Genomic DNA, 20197 nt, shown 5'->3' with positions numbered 1-20197 from the left:
GCCCCGCGCGCCGGGGGGGGGGGGGGGGGGGGCGCCCGCCGGGGGGCCCCCACCCCTCCAGTGCCGCCCGGGGGACGGCGTCAGTAGATCTTGAGGCCGTTCTCGATGAGCATCCTGTGCACCGGCTCGTAGTAGGTGCGCCGGTCGGCCTGCGCGTCGGAGTCCCCACAGGCCTCTTCCGCGTGCGTGGCGCCGGACAGGATCCCCAGGGCGGACAGCCCCGAGTACAGGGGGCCGCCGCTGTCGCCCAGTCGGGCGCACAGATCGCTCTCGATCATGTTGTACAGGGTGACCCCGTCGTCATAGGTGATGGTGACGTTCTTCCTGGTCACCTTGCCCACCAGGTCCTGGGATATCGTTCCCAGGCGTTTCACGGACTCCCCGACCACGACATCCCGGGAGTTCGTGATGGACTGCTCCGACTCGTCCCTCAGCTGGAGGGATCCGACCGGGACGACCTCGGAGTTCTGGTAGTCGATGACGGCCCAGTCCCCGGGCTCGTACTCGAAGTCGACCTGCGGCCCCAGGTAGACCCCTCCGGCTCGCCGCTGCCACTCGTACTTCCCGCCGACGACGCAGTGCCCGGCGGTGACCAGGAACTTGCTCCCGCTGGAGTTCTGCACGTTGAACGCCGCGGTGCAGATCCGTCCCAGGGACGCCGCCGTGAGCCCTTCGCCGTCGTAGGTCTCGATCCCGAGGCCACCCCGCATGTAGTAGGTGGCGGCCGCCGACGCTTCCCCCGAGTTCCCGTCGCGGCGGGCGACGGCCGTCTCGATCCTCCCCGGGAGTTCCTCGATGCGCACGGCGTCCCCGTGCCTTTCGGCGACTTCCTCGATGCGGGCGCGATCGGCGTCGGACACCCCGTCGTGGAGCGTGACGACGACGGCGTTGCTGCTCGGGTCGGCGCCCCAGGCGGTGTTGGGGATGCCCGCCAGCCGGTCCAGTTCGGCGTGGATCGACTCCAGTTCGGCCGCGCTGTGGGGCACGACCCTCGCCGCTCCCCCCGCCTCCCGGACCGTCTCCGCCGCGGCCCGGTCGGTGACCGCGACGACGGGACGTCCCTTCTCCTCGTAGACGCCGGCCGTGCGGTCGTCGCCCAGCTCGGCGGCCAGCTCCGCGGCCTTCACGGGGTCCATGAGCGGAGCGGGGGCCGATCGGGCCCCGGGTGAGTGGACCACGCCCACGGTCAACAGGCTGCCGACCGCAACAGCGACGAACGAATGCCGCACGCGACGTCTTTCCATCTGTTCTCTCCCTCGGCGCTGCACTTCCCCGGCGGACACGCGACTGCGCAGGCGAGATGATCTCCGGCCGGCTTTACGGAGGGATGAACTCCGAGTGACCGCCGGGACCGGGAGCGTGACGTCGGGCACGACCCGCCGGGCCGCACTCCGTGCGATGTCGCCGTTGGTTCGCCGGGGGACCGCGTCGCCCGCACGACGAGGGGCGCTCCGTCTCCGCAGGAGCGCCGTTCCGCGCCCGGGGGCCGGGTCCGGGGGTTATTCCGGGCTGTCGATTCCCCGGTAGAAAGCGAGGAGGGCGTCCGCGAGCCGTTCGGGTGCCTCCATCGCCGCGTAGTGGCCGATGCCGTCGAGCGATGCGGAACTCACGTCCTCGGCGACGTGCCGCAGCGTCGCCCGCGTGAAGTCTCCCGACCCGCCGCCGACGGCGAGCACGGGCATGGTGAGCGGTGCGGAGGCCAGTTCCCGGATCTCCTCGCCCTCGCGGAGCATCGACCGGTAGAGCCCGGCCGCACCCTTGAACGCGTCGGGTCGCGCGTAGGAGCGGGTGAGCTCGTCGATGTCCTGGTCGGTGAACGCGTCAGGGGTGGCGCTGAGGGAGGGCAGGGCGTATGCGGAGAGGAACGCGCGCTCGCGTCCTGCGAGCAGCATCTCCGGGATCCCGGGGGCGGCGAGGACGCCGATGTGCCAGGCACCGCCGCGGGTGACGTCCGCGAGCGTCTCCAGGCCGAACCCGGGCAGGCCGGTCTCGATCGCCGTGTAGCTGCGCACCAGGTCGGGGTGTGCGGCCGCGACACGGAACGTGGTAGGACCGCTGATGTCCTGGCCCGTCAGGTGGACGGGGCCGAGGTCGAGCAGGGTGATCAGTTCGCTCAGGTCCCGGGCCGCGGTCGCGCTGTCGTGCTCCCCGGTGGCGGTGGCGGAGTCGCCGAAGCCGCGCAGGTCGGGAGCGAACACGCGGTGGTGCGCGCTGAGCAGGGGGATCAGCTTGTGGAAGACCCACCAGGTCTCCGGGAAGCCGTGGACCAGCATGACGGGGGATCCGGTGGTTCCCGCCGAGACGTAATGGAGCTCCGTGCCGTTGAGGCCGACGCGGTGGTGTTCGAGGGCCGGAAGGGTGGCGCCGGGGGGCACGGGGGCCATGGGTTTCCTCCAGGTGATGGTCAACCGGGTTGTCAGATTATAGGTAGACAACCGGGTTGTCGACCCCGGCGGGATTCTCGTAGGATGCGCCCCATGACACGGTCACCAGGCGCCGAGCTCGCGCTGCTGCTGCTCGGCGGCTTCCAGTCGATGGTGGACGACGTGGTCGGCGAACTGGCACGCCGCGGACACGAAGGCGTGCGCGCGTCCCACGAGTTCGCCCTGCGCGCCATCGAGGAGGGAGCGGACACGGCCACGGAACTCGGCCGCCGGCTGTCGGTGTCCAAGCAGGCCGCCGCCAAGACGATCGCCGCCCTCGAGCGACTCGGATACGTCGAGCGGGAGACCGACCCGGGCGACGCACGCGTCAAGCGACTTCGCGTCACGGCCCGCGGCCACGAGATGATGACCCTCGGCGCGACGCTCTTCACCGAGGTGCGTGACCGCTGGGCGGCGCAGATCGGAGCCGAGCAGCTCGACGCCCTCGAAGCGCACCTGGCCCGGCTCACCAAGAACCGGCCGGCGGGCACGGAGGACCTCGCACGACTCGGCGGGGATCCCGGTGAGGCGATCTGACGACGCGGGCCGAAGGTCACCTTCAAGACCTACGCCGGGCCGGTCTCACCCCTGCGGGTCTGCTTCACCCCGATGCTCCCGGGCATGCCGCCGCGCGCCTGGACACCTCCGTGACCGGCGCTTCGCGCCCGCCCGCCCGGGAGCCGACAGCTCACTGGATCAGGTCGGTGTGCGGGTGCTCGGGGGAGGCCGGGCAGACGTAGAGCTGCATGGTGTCGGCGCTGCCCACTTCCACCCTCGTCGGCTGCGCGGGGGACAGGCCGGCGGGGTGACCGTCGGCGTGGGCGGCGGCCCGGTCCTCGTGCGGCGCCCAGCCGTACGTGGCGCCGTCCCATTCGAAGGAGGCGATGGTCAGCAGCGGGACCATCAGGGCGTCGCAGACGGTGCAGTACCGGCGGTAGGGGTCGGTGCGGCCCCACGGGGGCCAGCCGCCGACCTTCCAGCCGGGAGCGTCGGCCAGATGGGCGTCGTAGAACTCCACCGGGTCCTCCGCGTACGAGTCGTCCACGTCCGCACCGGCCGCCTGCCATCTGCTCCAGTCCTCCACCACCTGCCTCAACTCCGGGCTCAGATCGAGGCTGTCGGGATACTCGGTGATCGCTTCCGGGGCCAGCAGGCACGGCTCGGGCACGTAGCCCGGGTAGTTGGCCTCGTACGGTTCCGGTGGCGTGGCGAGGACGTCGACGACCGAGGCGGCGGACCGCCAGAACACCGCGGTCGCGGGCTTCCAGTTCGGCTCGTGGTCGTAGGGACACCAGAGGACCTGGAGCAGATCGGCCTCCCCGGGCGGCCGCAGCAGGGGTACGTCGCGCAGGTACAGCTGGGCCACGGGCAACAGGGGGACCGGGTCCTCCGCGGGCCAGGGAGGGCCGGCGTCGAGCCGCTCCGCGTACCTCGCGGCCTTCTGCTCCAGGGCCGCCTCCTCCCCGGGCGTGAACGAGGGACCGTAGGGGTCCTCGTGCCGCCGGGCCCGAGCGTGCCTGTCGAGCCGCACCTCCGCCGGCGACTGGCGGAACCCGCTGTCACCGTGCAGGTGCGCGTCCTCGCAGTGCGGCCAGGGCTCCCCGGCCGGCCACAGCAGCGGGCCCCCGACCGAGCTGTCCCCGACCGAGGGCGACCCCGGGCGGGGGTGCAGCCGGATCGCGGGACGCGCCAGCGGAGCCAGTTCGGGAAAGACCGCGGTCACCTCGACGGGCCGCGGCGGAGTAGTCCGTACGAAAACCATGCCGGTGATCCTGCCACCGGCCACCGACACTCCCCCGCCGCCTCGATCGGCGTCAGCGCCCAACTGGCCGCGCGGGGGCCGTGGACGGCGGGTCAACCGACGTGCCACGCTGCCGCGAAGGCTTCCCACCGACCGCCGAACCGCTCGGTCGCCCGGGCCGCGGGCGCGCTCCGGACCTCGGGAACCCCCCGCCGCCCTCCCGCGTTCCCCGCACAGCGTGGCGGGGATCCGGCGTACCGCCCGCCTCCCCCCTCCGTACGCCTCCTCCCCGTACGGGGCGCGGCGCTCGCCCCCGCCCGCGTCCGACCGCCACTCTGACGCCATGAACCACGCAACACCTCACGTCGGCGCGCCCGTTCACACCTTCACGCAGCTGCTGTCGTCCACCCGGCGCGGCGCCCGTCTCGCCCGGCTGCTCGCGGTCACCGAACTGCGCTCCCGGGGCACCTCCCACGCCCTCACCGAGCGCGCCGAACTCGTCGTCGCGGAACTCGCCGCCAACGCCGTCCTGCACGGACGGGTGCCCGGCCGCTGCTTCCGGCTCACCCTCGTCCTCGACCCGGCCGCCGGCCGCCTCCGCGTCGAGGTCAGCGACGCCCGCGGCGACCTCCGCCCGCTCCCCCGCCCCACGGACACCGCACCCGACCCGCTCCCCGCCGGCGGACGCGGCCTGACCCTCGTCGCCGCCCTCGCCGACCACTGGGACTGCGTCCCCTATCCGCCCAGCGGCAAGACCGTCCGGGCGGTGCTGACGACACCGGCCGAGGCGTGACGGCGCCGGCCGAGGGGAGCCGGAGCCCGCGCTCCGACGTCCCGGTTCGGGGGCGCTCCCCGTTCGGTCGATCACGATCCGGACGAGCCCACGCGGGACCGCCCGGGCGGTGAGGTGGCGTGGTCACAGCGCGATGCGGACGGTCTTGACCTGGGTGTAGGCGTCGATTCCCTCCAGGCCGCCCTCGCGGCCCAGGCCGGACTGCTTGTACCCGCCGAAGGGGAGGTTGCCGGTGCTCATCTCGGCCCAGGTGTTGATCCAGACGGTGCCGGCCTCGATGGCCGCGGCCATGCGGTGTGCGGTGGTGAGGTCGGTGGTCCACACGGAGGCGGCCAGTCCGTAGTCGGTGTCGTTGGCCTGGGCGACGGCGTCGTCGATGCCGGTGAAGGTGGTGAGCACGCCGACGGGACCGAAGATCTCCTCGCGGACGACGCGCATGTCGGGGCGGACGTCGTCGAGGAGGGTGGGGGCGAAGAAGTATCCGCGGTCACCGAAGCGCCCGCCGCCGGTCACCACGTTCGCGCCCTCCTCGCGGGCGATGTCGAGGTAGGAGCCGACGCGGTCGAACTGCGCCTTGGTGGAGAGCGGTCCCACCAGCGTGCCCGGGGCCAGCGGGTCGCCCGGGGTGAACGCCTCCATCGCCTTCAGCAGCTTCTCGACGAACTCCTCGCGGACGCCCTCCTCGACGAACACCCGTGATGCGGCGACGCAGGCCTGTCCCGCGTTGCCCAGGAAACCGGCCGCCACGCCGCGGGCCGCGGCGTCGAGGTCGGCGTCGGCGAAGACGACCGACGGCGACTTGCCGCCCAGTTCGAGCGTTATGCGCTTGAGCGTGTCGGTGGCCCGGCGCTGGACCAGCTTGCCGGTCGCGGTCGACCCGGTGAAGGCGATCTTCGCGACACCGGGGTGCGCGACCAGCGCCTGGCCCGCCTCGGCGCCCAGGCCGGTGACGACGTTCACGACACCGGCCGGCAGGTCGGTGCCGGCCAGCAGCTCGGCCAGGCGCAGCGTGCTCAGCGAGGCGGTCTCGGCCGGCTTGAGCACGACGGTGTTGCCGGCGGCCAGGGCCGGGGCGAGCTTGCCGGGCAGCTGGCCCATCGGGCCGTTCCAGCCCCAGATGACGCCGACGACGCCGAGGGGCTCCTTGCGGGTGTAGGCCATGCGGTCCTCGCCCGCGGGAACGCTCACGCCGGACAGCCTGGTGGGCCAGCCCGCGTAGTAGCGGAAGACCTCACTGGCCTCGGCCAGCATGTGCGCGGTCAGCGTGCGGGGCGCGCCCATGTTGACCGAGTCGATGGTGGCCAGTTCGTCGGCGTGCTCCTCGATGACGTCGGCGATCCGGTGCAGGATCCGGCCGCGCCGGTCGGGGCTCATGTGCGCCCAGGCGGGATCGGTGAACGCCGCGCGCGCGGCGTCCACCGCGGCGTCGACGTCGGCCGCCTCGCCGCGCGGCACACCGGCCAGTGCCTCCTCGGTGGCCGGGTCGGTGTTCGGCAGCGTCCGTCCGGAGACCGCGGCGACCTGCCGGCCTCCGATCCACATCTTCCGCTCCCCGGCCCGTACGAAGGCGGGGATGTCACGGCGGGCGGTGCCGGCGACGGGCGGGGCGCTCACGGTCGCGGTCATGGCTGTTCCTCTCCTGGTGTCCTGGTCAGCGGATCCGCCATAAACGGATCGGCTGTCCACTTAACTTAGCGGACAGGCTATCCGTTTACAAGGGGAAGTGAGAAGGGTGTCCGGTACGCTGAGGTCCCGGACTCCGAAGGAAGGAAGCACCCGCCGTGAGCGCTGAGCCCGCCCCCGCCCGACGCGCCGACGCCGAGCGCAACCGGTCGAAGATCATCGCGGTCGCCCGCGAGGCCTTCGCCGAACCCGGCGCCGCACCGTCGATGGCCGAGATCGCCCGACGTGCCGGCGTCGGCATGGCCACGCTCTACCGCAACTTCCCCGGCAGGCTCGAACTGGTCGAGGAACTCTTCCGGCACACCGTCGACGACATGTGCCGAGCCGCCGAATCCGTCAGCGGCGGCACGCCCGGCGAGGCCTTCTTCGCCTGGCTCATGCACTTCCACGCCATCGGCGCCCGCAAAGGCCCCCTCGCCTCCGTCCTCCTGTCCGAATCCGCCCGGGGCACCCCCATCCTCCGCGCCAGCCGCTCCCGCACCCTCGCGGCCGGCGAACCCCTCTTCCACGCCGCGCAACGCAGCGGAGAAGTACGCGACGACGTCTCCCTCGGACAGATCCTCGACGGCCTCGTCGCGCTCGCCGGCATCGACAACGACCCGGACTTCCCCGGCGCCCTGATCCGCGTCCTGCTCGACGGTCTGCGTCCGGATCCGCACGCCCCGGGCGGAGCGCCGACCGCCGGTGAGGGCACGGACGTCCCCACGACCACCGGAAGGAGCGGGTGACCGGCGTCCGTCTCCCCGTAAGCCTCCGCGCCCGCCCGCACCGCCGCAGGGTCCGCCGCGCCCTTCCGGGCAAGGCCGGCCAGGCGCCGCCGTCGGAAGCCCGGACGTCGAGGCGCGGGCCCGACAGTCCCGGCGGCCCGCACCCACGACCGGCGCGCTTCCACGACGGCGGCGGCAACGGGTTCCGGGACACCGCCGTCGATCCCGGCACCTGTCTGCGCGGTGACGTCCCCCACCTCGATGCCGACAGCCGCATGATCCTCGAAGCCCTCGGTTCGGGACTCACCGACGCATCGGCGGCCAAACGGCTCGGCGTCTCGCTGCGCACCTACCGGCGACGCGTGGCCGAGCTGATGGTCGAGCTCGAGGCCGACTCCCGATTCCAGGCCGGGCTGCGGGCGGGCGAGCCGGCGCTGTCCCGCTGAAGACCGTACTGGTCGCGTCCCTCCAGCGGTTCCCGCACCTGGGTGCCCCGGGCCGCGCGCCCCACCGTCACGTCAACCCGCTCGTCAGTCGGGCGCTTTCGGCTCTACCCTCGCGAGGACCGGGGACGACGGAGGGGCGGGCATGATCAGTCACGGCACGGTCAGGGCCGTCAACGGACTGACCAGGCGATGGGCCGCGGCCCTGCCCCACGACGGCACGGTGCTCGCCGCGGCCGGGGTGTGGCCGTTGCTCGGCCTCCTCGCCGACGGTGCCACGGGTCCCGCCCGGCGGGAACTCTCGGACGCACTCGGCGTCCCGGCGGACGACGCCGCGCCGGCGGCCCGGGAGCTGCTCCGCGAACTCGGGGCGATGCGCGGCCTGAGCACGGCCCTGGGACTGTGGACCCGCGGCACCCTGCCCGTCGAACCGGCCTGGCTGGACCGCCTGCCCGCCGACGCGCACGGGCGGCTCACCGGCGACCCCGCCGCCGACCGGTCGCACCTCGACGCCTGGGCGGCCGGGCGCACCCAGGGGCGGATCGGCACGATGCCGGTCACCGTGACCGGCGAGACCCTGCTGGTGCTGGCCAGTGCCCTGACCCTCCGCACCGACTGGATCCAGCCCTTCGCCCCGGGCGGCATGGAAGCCGAAACGGGGCCCTGGTACGGCAGGGAGCTCGCCGGCCTGCACCGCACCACCGGTCTGCTGAACCGGGTCGGCGTCGCGGACACGGCGGCCGGCCCCCTCACCGAACTTCAGGTCATCGGCACCCACGGCATCGACGTCCACCTGTACCTCGGAACACCCGAGGCGACCGCGGGCCGGGTCCTGGCCGCCGCCGTGGGCACCCTCCACGACCGCCGGACGGTGGTCCCCGGCGACCGCCTCCCCCAGGGCGCTCCGGGCCCCGGACTGTCCGTGGCCCGCGTGCCCAGCGTCGACGGCGAACCCGCGCTCCACGTGTCCACCGTGCCGTTCACCGTCGGAGCCCACCACGACCTGCTCGAGGATCCCGACCTGTTCGGCCTGCGCACGGCGACGGACACCTCGCGGGGCCACTTCCCCGGCATCAGCGCCGAGCCCCTCGCCGTCCAGGCCGCCGCGCAGGCGATGACGGCGACGTTCGGCCCACGCGGCTTCCGCTCCGCGGCCGTCACCGCCTTCGACATGACGGCCACCGGCGTCCCGCGCCACCCCTTCCGGGCCCGCGAGATCAGCGTCTGCTTCGACCGCCCCTTCGGGTTCCTCGCCCTGCACCGCACCTCCCGGCTCGTCCTCGACGCGGGCTGGGTCACCGACCCCGACCCCTTCGAGCCGTGACGGCGCCTGCGAGCGGGCGTCGGGGTCCGTACGGTCGACGCACGGAGCGGTCCAGCCGGGCACGCCCACTCGTCGTCGCGGAGCCGGCCGCCGACGCCGTCCCGCACGGCCGCGTGCCCGGTCGCTGCTTCCGGCCCGCCCCGCCCCCTTCGTGGTGCGGCTGTCGCGGACCGGGCTACTTCATGTGGGTGGCGAACCAGTCCAGCATCTCCCCGGGTTCGCGCTGGAAGTACAGGTAGCCGTCCCAGCGGGCGGTGGTTCCGTGGACCCAGACGAGTTTCTTGTCCTCGACCGGGATGTTGTCGAACATCGCCTGGACGTCGTCGGGGCGAGTCAACAGGTCGTCGTGGACCTGGTAGAGGAAGGTGGGGACGGTGACGCTCCTGGCGGCCTCGACCGGCGACATCTCGGAGAAGGGGAAGCCGACGATCAGACGGACCTTCTCCTCCAGCTCGGCGATGCGCTCGGGCAGTCCCAGCCTCTCCAGGGTGCGCTGCATGGTGACGCCGACCGACAGTGGCTGCGGGGAAACGACGCAGCGCACGCCTTCGAAGTGCTCGGGGTGCATCTGCATGGCGAACATGGTCGCGTTCGCGCCCTGGCAGCGGCTGAACAGGCCGATGGTCATGTCCTTGAGGTCTTCACGGGCGCGTACGTACTGCAGGGAGCCGACGACGTCGCGGGCTTCGAAGCGGCCGCCGCTGCCGATGCCGCCGTTGCCGGTCCCGCTGTGGCCGAGGTTGCGCATGTCGTAGGTGAGGACGTTGTATCCGGCCTCGTGCAGGATGCGGTAGTCGGGCACGAAGTCGACCTCGAAGTCGTTGCCGGTGCTCGCCCCGATCGACTTCCAGGGCTCCAGGTGGGCGGGGAGGCCGTAGCGGTTGAACCACAGGGGATGGTTGGCGATGATCAGCTTGTCCGATCCGTCGCGGGGGATGTACCAGGCCTCCAGCGGCACCCCGTCCATGGAGGGGAAGAACACCTCCTGGTAGGCCAGGCCGTAGTCGCCCGGGGTCTTGAGGATCGGCGAGCGCATGGGATGGCCGAAGCCCCGCGCGATGCCGTCCAGGATGCCCTGGATCTCCTCTTCGTCAGGGGCCTGCTGCTGAGGGATGGTGCTCATGTGCTCCTCCTTCATGTCGAACCCGCGGGTCGGGGGGACTCGCCGGCGGTGCGGCCGGGCACGGACAGTTGGGCCAGCCATTCACGCAACAGCGCGGTTTCCGAGGCGCGTAGCGTGCCGACGGGGCCGTGGGGCATCTCCGCCTCCAGTCGCGCGGCGGCCCGCACGAGCCGCGGCGTCACCGGAGGAGCCCCGGGGACGGTCGGCGGGCCGATGACGGCCGCGGTGACGGCGTCACGCACGAGGGCCGACAGGTGGTCGTCGGCCGCCGCCCGGGTGCGGATCAGGTGCAGGGTGACCCCCACCGCGGCCGAGGCCACCACGTCCGCGGCCGTCCCGGCCGGCATGCGCAGCCGTCCGGCTCCCTCCAGGTCGCGCATCATCGTCACGAGAACGGCGTGTGCGCGATCCGCCGGGGCCGTACGGCCGTCCATCGGGCGGCCGTACATGATGGTGTAGAGCGCGGGGTTGGTCACCCCGAACTCCACGTGCATGTCCCAGCCGCGAAGGAAGTCCTCGACCGGATCCCCGGTCGTCTCCAGGGCCTGCTTGCGGGCCAGGTAGCGGCTGAACCTGTCCGCCGCCACCTCTCGCAGCAGTCCGTCCTTGTCGCCGAAGTGGTGGTACAGGGTCGGCGCCGCGACGCCGGCCGCGTCGCACACCTCGCGGGTCGAGAACTCCCCGCTGGCCGAGGCCGCCAGGAGATCGGCGGCCGCGTCGATGATCAGCGCGCGGGTTCGCCGGGCCGATGAAGCTTCCTTCGTCATGTAGCGATGATACACAGAATTACCCAGGATGGTCGAGCGGCGCTTATCAACGCTATACGGACTCGGAGTCGCGGACCGAACACCCCGTCCGCATGCCCGTCGACCACGACGACCCGGCCGCGCCCGGCCGGACCCGGGGCGCGCCGGCGCGCCGGGGGGGGCGACCCGGGACATCGAGTGCGCCTCCTCGGCCTCCGCCGCGCTGGTGTACGGCTATGACGCCTCCGGCCCGGAGTCCGCCGCGCGCCGCCCGAGCCGGCCGGGAAGGCGACGACCCGTCACCCGGGGGTCAGGAGGCCCTGATCAGCTTCTTCACCTCGGGAGGGAGGCCGTCGCCGGAGTCGACGACGAAGAGGACGCCGTCGGGCGCGTCGTCCACCGCGATGGCGACGGCGGGGTCCACTCCCTCGACCGCGTAGGCGGTCGTCGATTCCGGCGACGCCGGGCCGTCCCCGTCGCCCGGCGCGTCGTCGCACGACGGGAGGACGGCCGGCCCCAGCTTCCCGCCGGTGGTGAACTCGGCACGGGGCACGTCCGCGTACACCCGCCCGCCGTACTCGACCCGGAACGCGCAGGACGCCCCGGCCCCGCCGCCACCCGGCGACGCGCATCCGGCGCACACCGCGACGGTCACCGCCACCCCCACGAGGGCGCTCCGCCCGGTCGACGTCATGATTCCCACCCGGTCACCTCCTCCCGGAGCCCCGGCTCCGGATCAGCGGACACCACGGAACGAGGACGGAGCGGACGCCGTGTTCGTTCGGACGGCCGCCGGTCTCCTCGTGGGTGACGTCGTGGTCGTGGGTGCCGGGCCGGACGGCCGGTCTCCTCGGGGCCGGGTCACCGGTCCCGCAGGAGGGAGCCGTCGGGCGGGCCCGGCCGGTGGGGGGCGGCGTCCTCGCGGCTCACCTCGTGGTGGCGGCCGTCGGGGCGGGGAAGGGGCTTGAGGGCGACCTCGACGCGGTGCGTGGAGTCATGGCTCACCGAGCCGCCCAGACGGGCCTCGACCACGCCCAGGCGCAGGCCCGCCCCGCCCTCGCCGGCCCGGTGGAACTGCACCGAGAACTCCAGGGTGACCTGCTCCACGTGGAACCGCCAGTCGCTCTCCGCGCCCTCGGCCTGGGCCCGGGCCAGCTCCGCGCGCACCGTGCCGATGGCCTCCGCCAGTCCGATCGGTTCCGCGTTCGTCATGTCAACACCCCGCCGTCCTCGGCTGATCGACCGGTTCGCCCCGCCCACAAGTCTAGGGACGCCCCACGCTTTGCACGTAATGTGGGACGACATGGGGGAACTGCGTGCGGACTGGAGGCTCAGACTGCGGCGCGGGGACGCGCACGGTCCCGTGTGCGGCGCCGGCGTGCTCGTCGACCAGGACACGGCGCTGACCTGCGCGCACGTGGTGCGCCGGCCGGACGCCGTGATGTGGCTGGAGTTCGCGGAGAACGGCGGGCTGGCACCGGTCGCCGCGCGGGTCGCGCCCGGCGGCTGGCTGGCGGAGGGCCCCGGCGGCGAGGACGTCGCCGTGCTGCGCCTGGACAGCCCCCGCCCGCAGGCGCGCCGCGCCCCGCTGGACACCCGGCTGTGGGGCGGCATGGAGGTGTACGCGACCGGTTACGCGGAGGGCTTCGACGACGGCATGAGCCTGTGGGGGCGGATCGGCGGCGCCAGCGGCGAGCGGGTGCAGCTCGACGCCGTCACCCGGTCGCAGGTGGTGCGCGCCGGATTCAGCGGCGCCGCCGTGTGCACCCGGCCCGCGGAGGACCGGCCCACCCGGGTGGTGGGGCTCGTCGTCAGCTGGCGCGGGGACCTGGGCGCGGCCCTGCCCGAGGACAACCGGCTCTCCTTCTCGTATCTGATCCCCGTCGGGCGCATCGCCGAACTCTCGCCCCACATCAAGGAGTTGACCAGTCCGGGGGCCTGGGACCACGGCTTCGAGGAGCGGCTCGACCGGTGGTTCGACGACCCGGACGAGGACCCGGTGAAGATCACCGTGGTGCCCCCGGGCAGCGGCAGGGACCGCTCGCTGCGCCAGCTGGCGCACCGCGCCCACGTCGTCCACCGCGGCGGCGCCAGCAGGCCCGACCTCATCGACCACGCGCTGGACCAGATGACCTTCCCGGCCGGCGAGTACCTGGCGTACTGGGACTGGCTGCGCGGCGCCAAGGCCCGGCCCCCGCGGGCGGCCGACCGTGCGCCGCTGCGGCCGGTCACGGTCCTCGTGGACGGCCTCGACGAGGAGCCCCGGCCGGGTCCCCTCGTCGAGATCCTCGCCCGATTACGGATGCTCGGCTTCCGGCTGCTGCTCGTCTTCCGCCACGAGGGCGGGCCCGGCTGGACCGCCTCCCGCGACCTGCTGCTGCGGCCCGCGCTCCTGCACCACGCGGACGTGCTGCTGGACCGGCTGCGGCACGCGGAGTTCAGCCGGGCGATCCGCCGCGACATCGTCGACAGCGCCTCCCTCGGCTCGGTGACCGAGACCGCCGACCGGCACCGCGCCACCCGCCTCCTGCTCGACGACGTGCGGGACCCTCAGCAGCAGCTCGCCCGGCTGCGCGCGCTGATCAGGACCCTGCGGGCCGACCTGAGCCGTTACGGGGACCGGTGAGGCGGCGCACCGCCCGGCCCGGGCGGGGGAGGAGGGCCGCGCGAGGATGACGACCTGCCCGCACCGGCGCTTCAGCGGAGCCCCCTGCGGCGGCGCCGTGCTGCCCACCGGCTACTGCGCCGCCTGCGGCCGCGCGGCGGACGGCCCCGGACTGCCCGACCTGCCCGGCGACCCCCGCGAGCTCGGCCCCCGCGAACTCCTCGCCCTCCCCGAGCGCGAGCCGCGCCCCGCCGGGGAACGCCTCGTCCGCCCCGAGGCGCCGCCGCGCATCCGCATGAGCTGCTCGTCCGCCGACTGCGGCATCACCTTCGCCCCGCCCTACACCGAGGGCCCGGTGCCCGTCGAGGGGTTCTGCCCGGCGTGCGGCGAACGCTACTCGTACCGGCCCGAGCTCGCCGAGGGCGACGTCCTGCGCGACCAGTACCGGATCATGGGACCCATCGCGCACGGCGGCCAGGGCTGGGTCTACCTCGCCGAGGACACCCACCTCGGCGACGTCGTCGCCGTCAAGGGACTGCTCAACCGGTACGAGCACGACGGCGCCCGCCTCGCCGACGTGGAACGCCGCAACCTCGTCGCCATCCGCCACCCCCGCATCGTCCAGATCCGCGACTTCGTCGCCCGCCGGGACGGCACCGGGGAGGTCACCGGCGGCTACATCGTCATGGACGACGTCGGCGACGGCACCCTCGCGAAGGTCACCGAGGAGGTCCGGCGCGGGGAGTCGGTCCTCGACATCGAGCACGTGGCGGCGTACGGCTGCCAGATCCTCGAGGCCTTCGTCCACCTGCACGCCGACGGCGAACGGGTCTTCGTGTACGGGGACATGAAGCCCTCCAACGTGGTGCACCACCGGGACGGCATCAAGGTCATCGACCTCGGCGGCATGCGCGAACAGGGCCAGAACCTGCCGCCCGCCCACGTCACGCCCGACTACATGGCGCCCGAGACCGGGACGTCGGCCGTGCCCACCGTCGCCCACGACCTGCACACCGTCGGCGTCACCCTGCGGGAACTCGCCCGCTGGGCCGTCACCGAGGTGCCCGGCCTCGGCACCGCCTCCTTCGACCGGGTCCTCGACCGTGCCGTGCGGACCGACCCGGGCCGCCGCTTCACCGACGCCCGCGAGATGGTCGGCCAACTGCGCGGCGCCCTGCGGGAGATCCGCGCGCTGCGCGGCAAGAGCGACCCGCCGGAGCCCTCCGACCACTTCCGGCCGTCCAACCGGCTGCCGGGCGCCCGGCTCGGCACGGTGCCGGACATCGGGCACTGGCTGGACCGGCCCCGCCGCGACCGGTACCAGCCGCCCGTGGCGCCGGTCCTCGACCTCGGCACGCCCACCCCCACCGAGATCGCCGCCTGCCTGCCGGTGCCCCGGCCGTACCCGGGCGACCCGCAGGCCACCCGGTTCCAGGTGAGCAGCGGCTACGACCCGGGCCGGCTCCTCAACCAGGAGGACGACAAGCCGCGCTCGGTGGAGATCCACCTGCACAACGTGCGCGTCCTGCTGGGCCGGAACACCCGCGACGACCTGCGGCGGGCCCAGGAGGAGCTGGACACGGCCGACTCCGTCCCGGGGCCGCCCGCGGTGCGCCGGTGGCGGCTGGAGTGGCACCGCGCCCTGGTCGCGCTGCGCAGCGCCGACCTCGACGACGACCCCCGGCAGGTCGCCGCGGCCCGGCGCCACTTCACCCGGGTCCACCTCGAACTGCCCGGCGAGTACGCCCCCAAACTGGCCCTCGCGCACTGCGCGGAGCGGCTCGGCGACGACACCGCCGGGCCCACGGCCGGGGAACTGTACGAGGCGGTGTTCGCCCGCAACCCCGCGCACGGCGGCGCCGCCCTCGGCCTGGCCCGGCTCGCGCTGCGGGCGCGCGACCGGCAGGCGGCGATCGACGTGCTGGGCCGGGTCCGGCAGGGCACGCTGGACCACACCGTCGCCCGGATCGCCGCCCTGCGCATCCGCGCCGCCCGGCTGCCCGGGGACGGTGACCCGCTGCCCCCGCCCGCCGAGGTCGACGCGGCCCTGGCCGAACTGCGCGGCCTGGTGGGCCGGCGTCCGGGCGACGGGGAGCCGGGCCTGTCGGAGGACGAGGCGCTGCGGCTGAGCACCGAGCTCCACGAGTGGAAACTGGACGCGGTGCACGGCCTCGGCGACCGCCCCGGCTCCCCGGGGAGCGGCGCCGGACGGCTCACCGCCCGCGCCCTGCGCCGTCTGAGCGCGCCGGAGCGCGCGTCGCGCGAGCGGCTGGAGTCGCTCTACCGGCGGCTGGCGGCGCGCCACCAGGAACCGGCCGCCCACGAGCACCTCGTGGACCTCATGCACGCGGTACGGCCGCAGACCGTGTTCTGACCTCACGAGGCGACCGAACGGGACGACCGAACGGGACGGCGCCCGGCGACGAAGGCGAAGGAGCGGTGACGTACGACATGAGCAGCCCCACCCGGCAGTCGCAGCCGGGCATCCGATTGCACGTCGACCTCGGCGACGATCCGCGTCCGCACCGCAGCGCGAAGATCGAGGCCCATCTGCGGGTCGACGTGTCCGCCGACGGCGCCCCCACCGACCTGCCCGCCGTCCAGCTCGCCGTGATCATCGCGGTGGACGTCGCCGAGTCCCACCGGGCGGCCGTCCGGCACGCCCTGCCGGCGGTGCTGCGCGCCCTGCCCGACCGCATCTCCTTCACCGTGCTCGGCAGCGGCCCCGAGCCGGTCCGCTGCTACCCCCGGGGCGACGACGAGTGGGCCGTCGCCGACCAGGACGCCAGGCGCCGGGCCGCCTTCGTCGCGGGCTCGCTCCCGCTGCACCGGGAGGGGCCGCGTCCCGCCGGGTACGCCGCCTGGGTGGCCGCGGCGCGCGCCCTGCTCACCGGCCGGCCGGTCTCCGTGCGCCATCTGGTGCTGATCACCGACGGCAGCAGCGCCTCCGCCGCCGATGACCGGCTGGAGGAGGAACTGGACGCCTGCGCCGGTCAGTTCACCTGTGACGTGTTCGCCGTGGGCGCGGACTGGACGCCCGACCCCCTGCTGGCCCTCGCCGAACGCCTGCACGGCACGGCGGAGTTCGTGGACGACGGGCTGGGCCGTGCGGTCACCGCCGCCCTCCAGCGGCTGCGCCGGGTGCACACCCCGCAGCTGCCGATCGAGGTGACCGTGCGGCCCTCCGTGCGGCAGGTCTCGCTCAGCGAGAAGGCGCCCCGGCCGCACCGCCTGGGCGGCCTGCCCCAGCCCGGCCGGCCGCACCGCTGGAGCTTCCCCACCTACCAGTGGGAGCAGGGACGACGCGACTACCTGCTCACCCTGGTCGCCGACTCCGACACCGACCCGCTGGAGACCGAGCTGCAGTTCGCCATGGTCTCCGTCGGCGACGTCCACGCGCCCGTCACCGCCCGCTGGCACCTTCCCGGGCAGTCCCCGCCGCACGCCCCGGCGGGCGCCGACAGCGTGCGCACCCTCAACGCCACCGCCCGGATGCGGAGCGCGCTGCGCCGGGGACTGGTCGCCCTCCGGGAGGGCCGGCGCGACGTCGCGGAGGAGTGCCTGGGGCAGGCCGCCCGGCTGGCCGTGCGGTTCGGCACGGACTGGGTGCTGGACGAGATCGGCGCGGTCGCCCGCATCGAGGACGCGGCCGAGGGGCGGGTCCGGCTGCGCGCCGTCGACGCCGGCACCCTCGGCCCGATGATCCTGCGCGCCGGGTCCCGTCCCGGCGGCCCCCCGGCCGATCCCGCCGGGATCCGGCCCGGTCCGCGCTGCGCCGGCTGCGGCACCCCGGCGGGGAGCGAGGCCCGCCACTGCATCGCGTGCGGAAAGAGGCTGCTGTGACGGCCGGGCGCACCGCCTCCCGGCGCCGGTACTCCCCCGCCGCGTTCTGGCGCCGGCGGCTGGGCCCCTGGCGGACCCGCCGGCTGCTGGAGGCGCACCTGGTGGTGCTGTTGCTGCTCACGGCCGTGGCGTCGGCCGCCCTGTTCCTCTCCGGACGCCAGGTCCAGCACGGCGCCGAGGCGCTCGCGTCCCGTGAGGCGCCGGCCGTGCAGGGGCTCGCCGCCGCCCGGCTCGCGGCCCTGCGCGCCGACGAGGAGGCCGGCCGCCTGCTGGAGAGGAAGCTCATCGGCGTCGCGGGCTCGGGCGAGGCCTACCGGTCCCAGCTCTCGGCCGCCGACCAGGGCCTGTCCCGGATCGCCGACCGCACGGACCAGGACCTCGGCACGGTCAAGGGCCTGCTCGCCACCTACAGCAACTCGCTCGGTCTCGGCACGTCCCTCTACCGCGACCAGCCCCTCATGCCGGAGCAGAAGCTCCAGGAGGCCCACTCGCTGCTCACCCGCGAGACGGTGGGGATCGCACCGCGTCTGAAGGCCCTGCAGCGGGCCCAGGTGGAGCACGCCGAGTCCACGGCCGCCATGGGGTGGTGGCAGCACGCCGGGTGGTGGGTCGTCGAGCTCTCCCTGGCGGCGGCGGCGCTGACCCTGCTCTCGGCGCTGTTCGTGCTGCGCGACCGCTGCGGCCGCGACTGGAACCCGTACCTGCTGGCGGCGTTCGTCCTCACCGCGCTGCTCGCGGTGGTGCCGCTGACGACGGCGTACTCCACCCAGGACGACGTCGACGCGACGCTCGGGGACCTGCGGCGGATCACCGCCGCGTCCTGGCAGCGGGACGTCCCGCCGGCCGTGGCGCAGCGGAAGGTCACGGAGATGTCGGAGAGGGTCCGGCGGCAGCCGGCCGGCGACGCGTGGACCGAGTCGGTGCACCGGGGCTCCCTCGTCGGCGGCCTGCTGGCCGTCGTCCTGCCCGCGCTGGGGCTCGGTCTGCGGCTCGACCACGACTACTGGAGGCGACGGTGACCCGGCGGTTCGCGATGCTGGTGTTCGGTGTGGTCATGCTGCTGCTCGTCGCCGGCGGCATGGTGGTGGTCTGGGCGCAGCACGACGACGAGGAGCCGGTGACCGTCCTCGGGACGTGGACGGCCGGGCAGGAGGAGCAGTTCGAGAGCGTGCTGCGGGAGTTCGGCGTCCCCTTCCGCTACCAGGGCACCGCGGCCCAGCGGGACGTGCTGCTCTCCAAGGTGCAGTCGGGCGACCCCCCGGACATCGTGATCATGCCGGGCCTCGGGGAACTCGCCGAGTACGCCGGCAGCGGCCTCCTGGAGCCGCTGGACGAGCTCTACGACCCGCGGGAGTACGGCGCCCCCTGGATGCCGTCCGGCACGTCCTCCGGGCACGTGTACTGGGTCCCGGTCAAGGCGGACCTGAAGAGCATCGTCTGGTACCGCGAGGGCGAGCAGCCGGGCACGTCACCGGCCCCGCTGGGGCGCTGGTGCGTCGGCATGGGGGACGACGGCGCCTCCGGCTGGCCCGGCACCGACTGGATCGAGGACCTCGTGCTGCAGCGGGAGGGTCCGGAGGTCTACGAGAAGTGGGCGCTGGGCGCCGGCGGGACGCGATGGTGGCGGAGCGCTCCGGTGCGCTCCGCCTGGAAGGCCTGGGACCGCCTGCTGCGACAGGACCGGGCCGCGGCCGGACGGGCGCTGCTCACCGACCACCGCGGCCATCCGAAGGGCAGCGGACTGCTCTTCAGCGACCCCGACCGCCCCGAGGAACCCGCCGGGTGCGCCCTGGAGCACCAGGGCTCCTTCGCGCTCTCCTTCTACGGGGCCGACGCGCGGCACGCGCGCCTGACGGACTCCGCCCCGCTCCTGCCCGACGGCGGCGACCGGGTCCGGGCGCACGAGGTGACCGGCGACTTCGCGGCCCTGTTCAGCGACCGCCCCGAGGCCAGGGAGCTGATCGGGAGGCTGGCGTCGAAGGAGGGCCAGGAGAAATGGGCCGAACGGGCGGGCGTCTTCTCGGCGAACCGCCGGGTGACGCCACCGGACGACGCGGTCAGGGGCGGGATCGCCCGGCGGCTCCGTCAGGGGCCCCGCTGCCTGGACGCCTCGGACGTCATGGCGCCCGCCGTGCGGGGCGCCTTCTACGAGGCCGTGCTGCTGACCATCGCCAGGGCCGCCTCCGGCCGGGACCCCGGCCTCGGGGAACTCCTCGAGGACGTGCAGCAGGTGCAGGACGCGCAGCCCGCGCCGGCGGCCGGCGGCGGAGCGGCTCCGAAGACGGTGTGCAGCACGCGGTGAGCGACGGGCGCCGCCCGTCGCGCGGGGCACGACGGCCCCGGCGCCGCGGCCTCCGGTTCGGCGCCGGGGCATGGGGGCCGTCCGCGGGGGCATCCGGTAGGGCACCCACGTCCCCGGGAGGTCATTGTGGTCATCGTCGGTGTTGTCGCCCTGTGCGTCGTCCTCGCCGTCCTGGCGTTCCTCGTGCCCCGGCTGTCCCGGGGGCCCGAGCGCGGCACCCAGCGCGTGCTGGGCGTCGGCTCCCGCGCCGGCGGCAAGGCGCCCGGGCCCCTGGGCCGGCTGTTCAGCAAGCCGTTCCGCAGCAGTTCCAAGGCCGTGGGCCGCAGCGGGTCCGCCGGACGCCGCACGCGTGGCCGGCTGCCCTTCTGAGGTCCGTCCGGCCGGCTCCCCGCGGCCGCCCCGGGATCGGGTGGCCCGCCCCCGCGGACCCGGGGGCGGGCCACCCGATCCGCGTGCCGCGTACA

General features: G+C 74.4%; 18 protein-coding genes and 1 pseudogene. 11 read left to right on the top strand and 8 right to left on the bottom strand.

The window, feature by feature from the left end:
• Nucleotides 1–80: 80 nt before the first annotated feature.
• Nucleotides 81–1136: a S1 family peptidase gene (locus ABTY20_RS00630; RefSeq protein ID WP_351994822.1), complete on the bottom strand. Its 1056-nt coding sequence runs from the start codon at nt 1134–1136 to the stop codon at nt 81–83.
• Between the two features lie 363 nt (nt 1137–1499).
• Nucleotides 1500–2384 carry an alpha/beta fold hydrolase gene (locus ABTY20_RS00625; RefSeq protein WP_351994821.1) on the bottom strand — a complete coding sequence of 295 codons (885 nt, stop codon included), beginning with the start codon at nt 2382–2384 and terminating at the stop codon, nt 1500–1502.
• A 93-nt stretch (nt 2385–2477) separates the two neighbouring features.
• Here ABTY20_RS00625 and ABTY20_RS00620 point away from each other — a divergent pair, with 93 nt between their 5' ends.
• A complete protein-coding gene (locus tag ABTY20_RS00620; protein WP_351994820.1) occupies nt 2478–2960 on the top strand; it encodes a MarR family winged helix-turn-helix transcriptional regulator in 483 nt (160 codons plus the stop codon).
• A gap of 151 nt (nt 2961–3111) precedes the next feature.
• Here ABTY20_RS00620 and ABTY20_RS00615 read toward each other — a convergent pair whose 3' ends face one another.
• Entirely contained in the window at nt 3112–4185 is a 1074-nt protein-coding gene (locus ABTY20_RS00615) for a hypothetical protein (protein ID WP_351994819.1), read from the bottom strand.
• Between the two features lie 322 nt (nt 4186–4507).
• On the opposite strand from ABTY20_RS00615, the gene ABTY20_RS00610 reads away from it, so the two are divergent.
• Entirely contained in the window at nt 4508–4957 is a 450-nt protein-coding gene (locus ABTY20_RS00610) for an ATP-binding protein (protein WP_351994818.1), read from the top strand.
• Between the two features lie 123 nt (nt 4958–5080).
• On the opposite strand, the gene ABTY20_RS00605 is transcribed toward ABTY20_RS00610, so the two are convergent.
• Complete coding sequence (locus ABTY20_RS00605; RefSeq protein WP_351994817.1) at nt 5081–6583, bottom strand: aldehyde dehydrogenase family protein; 1503 nt, start codon at nt 6581–6583, stop codon at nt 5081–5083.
• A gap of 155 nt (nt 6584–6738) precedes the next feature.
• Here ABTY20_RS00605 and ABTY20_RS00600 point away from each other — a divergent pair, with 155 nt between their 5' ends.
• From ABTY20_RS00600 to ABTY20_RS00590, 3 genes and pseudogenes are all read left to right on the top strand, one after another.
• Complete coding sequence (locus ABTY20_RS00600) at nt 6739–7368, top strand: TetR/AcrR family transcriptional regulator (protein WP_351994816.1); 630 nt, start codon at nt 6739–6741, stop codon at nt 7366–7368.
• 209 nt (nt 7369–7577) lie between these two features.
• Nucleotides 7578–7793 (top strand): annotated as a pseudogene (locus ABTY20_RS00595) (helix-turn-helix domain-containing protein); the annotation flags it as partial.
• A 142-nt stretch (nt 7794–7935) separates the two neighbouring features.
• Nucleotides 7936–9114, top strand: coding sequence for a serpin family protein (locus ABTY20_RS00590; RefSeq protein ID WP_351994815.1), 1179 nt, complete (start codon nt 7936–7938; stop codon nt 9112–9114).
• Between the two features lie 175 nt (nt 9115–9289).
• On the opposite strand, the gene ABTY20_RS00585 is transcribed toward ABTY20_RS00590, so the two are convergent.
• The 4 genes from ABTY20_RS00585 to ABTY20_RS00570 all read right to left on the bottom strand — a co-directional run bounded on the left by ABTY20_RS00585 (nt 9290) and on the right by ABTY20_RS00570 (nt 12195).
• A complete protein-coding gene (locus tag ABTY20_RS00585) occupies nt 9290–10237 on the bottom strand; it encodes an alpha/beta hydrolase family protein (protein WP_351994814.1) in 948 nt (315 codons plus the stop codon).
• Between the two features lie 11 nt (nt 10238–10248).
• Nucleotides 10249–11004: a TetR/AcrR family transcriptional regulator gene (locus ABTY20_RS00580; protein WP_351994813.1), complete on the bottom strand. Its 756-nt coding sequence runs from the start codon at nt 11002–11004 to the stop codon at nt 10249–10251.
• 289 nt (nt 11005–11293) lie between these two features.
• Complete coding sequence (locus ABTY20_RS00575; protein ID WP_351994812.1) at nt 11294–11677, bottom strand: DUF6281 family protein; 384 nt, start codon at nt 11675–11677, stop codon at nt 11294–11296.
• A 167-nt stretch (nt 11678–11844) separates the two neighbouring features.
• Nucleotides 11845–12195, bottom strand: coding sequence for a trypco2 family protein (locus ABTY20_RS00570; protein WP_351994811.1), 351 nt, complete (start codon nt 12193–12195; stop codon nt 11845–11847).
• Between the two features lie 91 nt (nt 12196–12286).
• Between ABTY20_RS00570 and ABTY20_RS00565 the strand changes: the two genes are divergently transcribed.
• From ABTY20_RS00565 to ABTY20_RS00540, 6 genes are all read left to right on the top strand, one after another.
• Entirely contained in the window at nt 12287–13609 is a 1323-nt protein-coding gene (locus ABTY20_RS00565; RefSeq protein WP_351994810.1) for a S1 family peptidase, read from the top strand.
• 46 nt (nt 13610–13655) lie between these two features.
• Nucleotides 13656–15962, top strand: coding sequence for a tetratricopeptide repeat protein (locus tag ABTY20_RS00560; RefSeq protein ID WP_351994809.1), 2307 nt, complete (start codon nt 13656–13658; stop codon nt 15960–15962).
• Nucleotides 15963–16039: 77 nt separating this feature from the next.
• Complete coding sequence (locus ABTY20_RS00555; RefSeq protein WP_351994808.1) at nt 16040–17431, top strand: vWA domain-containing protein; 1392 nt, start codon at nt 16040–16042, stop codon at nt 17429–17431.
• Nucleotides 17428–18450, top strand: coding sequence for a hypothetical protein (locus ABTY20_RS00550; RefSeq protein WP_351994807.1), 1023 nt, complete (start codon nt 17428–17430; stop codon nt 18448–18450). The genes ABTY20_RS00555 and ABTY20_RS00550 overlap by 4 nt, the downstream gene beginning before the upstream one ends.
• Nucleotides 18447–19733 (top strand): ABC transporter substrate-binding protein, encoded by a 1287-nt coding sequence (locus ABTY20_RS00545; protein WP_351994806.1) that lies wholly within the window; start codon nt 18447–18449, stop codon nt 19731–19733. The genes ABTY20_RS00550 and ABTY20_RS00545 overlap by 4 nt, the downstream gene beginning before the upstream one ends.
• A 126-nt stretch (nt 19734–19859) precedes the next feature.
• Entirely contained in the window at nt 19860–20102 is a 243-nt protein-coding gene (locus tag ABTY20_RS00540) for a DUF6411 family protein (protein WP_351994805.1), read from the top strand.
• The last annotated feature ends 95 nt before the right edge of the window (nt 20103–20197 follow it).

The sequence above is a fragment of the Streptomyces sp. NPDC126497 genome (genome assembly GCF_040302425.1).
GTDB lineage: Bacteria > Actinomycetota > Actinomycetes > Streptomycetales > Streptomycetaceae > Streptomyces.
This window is presented reverse-complemented; position numbering and strand designations above follow the sequence as displayed.